This is a genomic window from Cellulomonas sp. P4_B5_2, from assembly GCF_056402235.1.
This window is the reverse complement of sequence record NZ_JBFUHU010000292.1, coordinates 1-4766: the sequence shown is the minus strand read 5'-3', so window position 1 is coordinate 4766 and position 4766 is coordinate 1. Positions and strand designations below refer to the sequence as shown.

The following is a 4766-nucleotide window of genomic DNA, read 5'->3' as shown; positions in this document are numbered from 1 at the left end:
ATCCTCTGGCGGCGCGGCGGCCCGCACGGTGCGGCCTGGCGGACCACGTTCGTCGCCACCGTCCCCGTGGCCGTCGTCACGTCCCTCGTCGCGGTCGCGGCCTCGATGTTCTTCGCCGTCGTCTCCGACGAGGTGGCGCCCGAGCCCGTCGTCTCCGTCCACGCCACCCCCTGACCCCGGGCACGCCGACGGCCGGCCACCCGTGCGGGTTACCGGCCGTCGAGGTGTGTCAGGCCGTGAACCGCGGGAAGGCGGAGCGACCGGCGTAGCGTGCGGCGTCGTCCAGCTCCTCCTCGATGCGGAGCAGCTGGTTGTACTTGTTGATGCGCTCGCCACGGGCCGGGGCACCGGTCTTGATCTGGCCGGCGTTCGTGGCCACCGACAGGTCCGCGATCGTGGTGTCCTCGGTCTCGCCGGAGCGGTGCGAGGTCATCGTGGTGAAGCCGCTGCGCTGGGCCAGCTCGACGGCGTCGAACGTCTCCGTCAGCGTGCCGATCTGGTTGAGCTTGACCAGCAGCGAGTTGGCGGCCTTGAGCTCGATGCCCTTGCGCAGGCGCTCGGGGTTGGTGACGAACAGGTCGTCGCCGACGATCTGGACCTTGTCGCCGATGGTGGCGACCAGGTGGGACCAGCCCTCCCACTCGTCCTCGGACAGCGGGTCCTCGATGGAGACCAGCGGGTAGTCCTTCACCAGCTGCTCGTAGTAGGCGGACATCTCCTCGTTCGACAGGGCCTTGCCCTCGAACTGGTAGGCGCCGTCCTTGAAGAACTCCGTCGCGGCGACGTCGAGCGCGAGGCCCAGGTCGACGCCCGGCGTGAAGCCGGCCTTCTCGATGGCGATGAGGATGAGGTCGAGCGCCTCGCGGTTGCTGCCCAGGCTCGGGGCGAAGCCGCCCTCGTCGCCGAGGCCCGTGGACAGGCCCTTGCTCTTCAGCACGGACTTCAGGGAGTGGTAGACCTCGACGCCGGTGCGCAGCGCCTCGCGGTACGTCGTCGCACCGATGGGGGCGACCATGAACTCCTGGATGTCGACGTTGGAGTCGGCGTGCGACCCACCGTTGAGGATGTTCATCATCGGGACCGGCAGCACGTGGGCGTTCGGGCCACCGAGGTAGCGGAAGAGCGGCAGGTCGGCCGAGTCGGCGGCGGCCTTGGCGACCGCGAGCGAGACACCGAGGATCGCGTTGGCGCCGAGCTTGCCCTTGTTGGGCGTGCCGTCGAGGTCGATCAGCGCACCGTCGACCAGGCGCTGCTCCGTGGCCTCGAAGCCGATGAGCTCGGGGGCGATCTCGTCGATGACGGCCGCGACGGCCTCCTCGACGCCCTTGCCCAGGTACCGGGCGGAGTCGCCGTCACGGCGCTCGACGGCCTCGAACGCGCCGGTCGAGGCACCGGAGGGGACCGCGGCGCGGGCGATGGTGCCGTCGTCGAGTGCGACCTCGACCTCGACAGTGGGGTTGCCGCGCGAGTCCAAGATCTCGCGGGCGCCGACGGCCTCGATGCTGGCCATGGGTGCTCCTTCTGAAGCGGGTGGGTTTACGACCTCACCCTAGTGGCGTGGCCGAACGGCCGCCCTAGGCCCTTCGACTGGTGGACGTTCTCCGTCAGAGGGCGAGCATGATGTGCTCGACCTGGTCCTTGGCGTCCCCGAACAGCATCGAGGTGTTGTCGCGGAAGAACAGCGGGTTCTGCACGCCCGCGTAACCCGTGGCCATCGACCGCTTGAACACGATGACGCGCGCGGCCTTCCACACCTCGAGCACCGGCATGCCGGCGATCGGCGACGACGGGTCGTCCAGCGCGGCCGGATTCACCGTGTCGTTGGCGCCGATCACCAGGACGACGTCGGTCTCCGCCAGGTCGCCGTTGATCTCGTCCATCTCGAGCACGATGTCGTACGGCACCCTCGCCTCGGCGAGCAGCACGTTCATGTGCCCGGGCAGCCGGCCCGCCACCGGGTGCACGCCGAACCGCACCTCGATGCCCCGCGCCCGCAGCTTGGCCACGAGCTCGGCCACCGGGTACTGCGCCTTGGCCACGGCCATGCCGTACCCGGGCGTGATGATGACCGTGCGGGCCTCCGTGAGCAGCTCCGCCGCCTCCGGGGCCTTGATCTCGTGGTACTCCCCCAGGTCGACGTCGGACGCCACCACGGTGCCGCCCTCGGCCCCGTACCCGCCGAGGATCACGGAGATGAAGGACCGGTTCATGGCCGTGCACATGAGGTAGGACAGGATCGCACCGGAGGAGCCGACGAGGGCGCCCGTGACGATGAGCAGGTCGTTGCTGAGCATGAAGCCCGCCGCAGCGGCCGCCCAGCCGGAGTACGAGTTGAGCATCGAGACGACCACCGGCATGTCCCCGCCGCCGATCGAGGCGACCAGGTGCCACCCGAGCAGCAGCGCGACGGCCGTCATCAGCAGCAGCGGCAGCACGGCACCGGTGCCCAGGAACCAGGCCATCAGCCCCCCGGAGACCACGACCATGCCGAGGTTCAGCCAGTTGCGGCCCGGGAGCATAAGCGGCGCCGAGCTGATCCGCGTCGAGAGCTTGAGGAACGCGACGATCGACCCGGTGAACGTCACGGCGCCGATGAGCACGCCGAGGAACACCTCGACCAGGTGCGCGGGGTCGGCCGGCTCGGTGAGGAACGAGTTGTACCCGACGAGGACGGCCGCGAGACCGACGAACGAGTGCAGGATCGCGATGAGCTCGGGCATCTGCGTCATCTCGACGCGACGCGCCTGCCACGTGCCCACGGTGGAGCCGACGAGGAACACCACGAGGATGAGCACCGCGGTCACCTCGACCGGACGCTCGGAGCGTTCCAGGGCGAGCGCGACGGTCGCGGCGAGCGCGAGCCCCATGCCCACCATGCCGGCGAGGTTGCCGCGGCGCGCGGTCTCCTGCTTGGACAGCCCCGCGAGGCTGAGGATGAACAGGATGGCGGCGCCGAGGTAGACGGCCTGGGCCAGGGAGGTCAGCACGAGCTCAGGCGTCCTTCCGGAACATACGGATCATGCGGTTGGCGACGAGGAACCCGCCGAACACGTTGATGCTGGCGACGGCCGCGGCGACGACCGCGAGCACGGTCACCAACCAGCTGTCGTCGCCGATCTGCAGCAGCGCGCCGACCAGGATGATCCCGGAGATGGCGTTGGTCTGGGCCATCAGGGGCGTGTGCAGCGAGTGGCTGACGTTGGAGATGACGTAGTAGCCGACGATCACCGCGAGGACGAACACGGTGAAGTGGCCGAGGAACGCGGCCGGCGCGAACGAGATCCCCAGCAGCACGACCACGGCCAGGAGCGCGAGGATCACCGACCGGCGCTGCCGACGACGGTTCTTGTCCCCGAGCGCGGCGGCCTCGGCCTGCGCCCGCTCCTCGGGGGTCGGACCGGCCACGGCGGCCGGCGCCGCGGACACCTGCACGGGGGGTGGCGGCCAGAGCAGGTCGCCGTCGTGCGTCACGGCCATTCCGCGCTGCACCGGGTCGTCCAGGTCCAGGACCAGCTGCCCGTCCTTGCCGGGGGTGAGCAGCTGCATCAGGTGCACGATGTTGGTGCCGAACAGCTGGGACGTGTGCTGGGGCATCCGGCTGGTCAGGTCGGTGTACCCGATGACCGTCACGTCGTTGTCGCTCACGACGACCTGCCCGGGGACGGTGAGCTCGCAGTTGCCGCCACCCGACGCGGCCAGGTCGATGATCACGCTGCCCGGCCGCATGCCCGCGACCATGGCCGCGGTGATCGTCGTCGGCGCCTGACCCCGGACCAGCGCGGTCGTGATGACGATGTCCGCGTCCGCCGTCTCGGCGGCGTACATCTGCGCGGTCAGCCGCTCCTGCTCCTCGGTCAGCGCGCTCGCGTACCCGTCCGAGCTGACCGCCTGCTGCGCGGCCTCGGCCTGCACGAACGTCGCGCCCATCGACTCGATCTGCTCACCGACCTCGGGCCGCACGTCGAACGCGCGGACGCGGGCTCCCATGCTGCCCGCGGCCCCGATCGCGGCCAGTCCGGCCACTCCCGCACCGATGACGAACACGCGCGCCGGCGGCGTCTTGCCCGCCGCGGTGACCTGCCCGGTGAACATGCCGCCGTAGACCTCGGCGGCCTCGACGACCGCGCGGTAGCCCGCGACGTTCGACATGGTGCTGAGCACGTCGAGCGCCTGTGCCCGCGAGATGCGCGGCACGGCGTCCAGCGCCAGCGCGGTGACGCCCCGCGCGTGCAGGCTCTCCACCAGGGCGGGCGCCGCCGCGGGCGCGAGCATGGCGACGAGCGTGGCGCCCGGGCTCAGCGCGGCGACCTCGGCCTCCGTGGGCGGGTGGACCTTGGCCACCACGTCGCTGGACCAGACGTCGGCCGCGTCGCCGACGGTCGCGCCCGCGGCCTCGTAGGCCTCGGCACGGAACGTCGCCGCGTCACCGGCTCCACGCTGGACGACGACCTCGTAGCCGAGATCGACCAGCTGGCCGACCGTCTTCGGGGTCGCGGCGACGAGCCGTTCGCCGGCTCGGCTCTCGGTCGGGATACCGATGCGCATCGCTGCGGTCCTCCGTCGGATCGTCTGTGGTGGCCTGTCGCGGGGGGACGACCGGCCGCGCCCATCATGGCGGGCACCGGAAGGTTATGGGGTCGGACCGACTCTCGGCAAGCGCTTTCCTTCCCTCTGTCGGATGATCGCCCGAACCTTCATAGCAACTGCGGGCGGCCGCGTCCCTGGTCCAAAGTCCTGGGGCACCGGCTGCACAGCCGACGAGGAAG

3 protein-coding genes are annotated in these 4766 nt (G+C 70.7%); all 3 read right to left on the bottom strand.

The window, feature by feature from the left end:
- Positions 1-229: 229 nt before the first annotated feature.
- The 3 genes from eno to AC1DUQ_RS17725 all read right to left on the bottom strand — a co-directional run bounded on the left by eno (position 230) and on the right by AC1DUQ_RS17725 (position 4545).
- The gene (eno, locus tag AC1DUQ_RS17735; RefSeq protein ID WP_056095694.1) at positions 230-1510 is read right to left on the bottom strand and encodes a phosphopyruvate hydratase; all 1281 of its coding nucleotides are present in this window, start codon (positions 1508-1510) and stop codon (positions 230-232) included.
- 94 nt (positions 1511-1604) lie between these two features.
- On the bottom strand, positions 1605-2987 hold the full coding sequence (gene pntB, locus AC1DUQ_RS17730) for a Re/Si-specific NAD(P)(+) transhydrogenase subunit beta (protein WP_477060210.1): 1383 nt from the start codon (positions 2985-2987) through the stop codon (positions 1605-1607).
- A gap of 4 nt (positions 2988-2991) precedes the next feature.
- Entirely contained in the window at positions 2992-4545 is a 1554-nt protein-coding gene (locus tag AC1DUQ_RS17725; protein ID WP_477060209.1) for a Re/Si-specific NAD(P)(+) transhydrogenase subunit alpha, read from the bottom strand.
- Positions 4546-4766 lie beyond the last annotated feature (221 nt).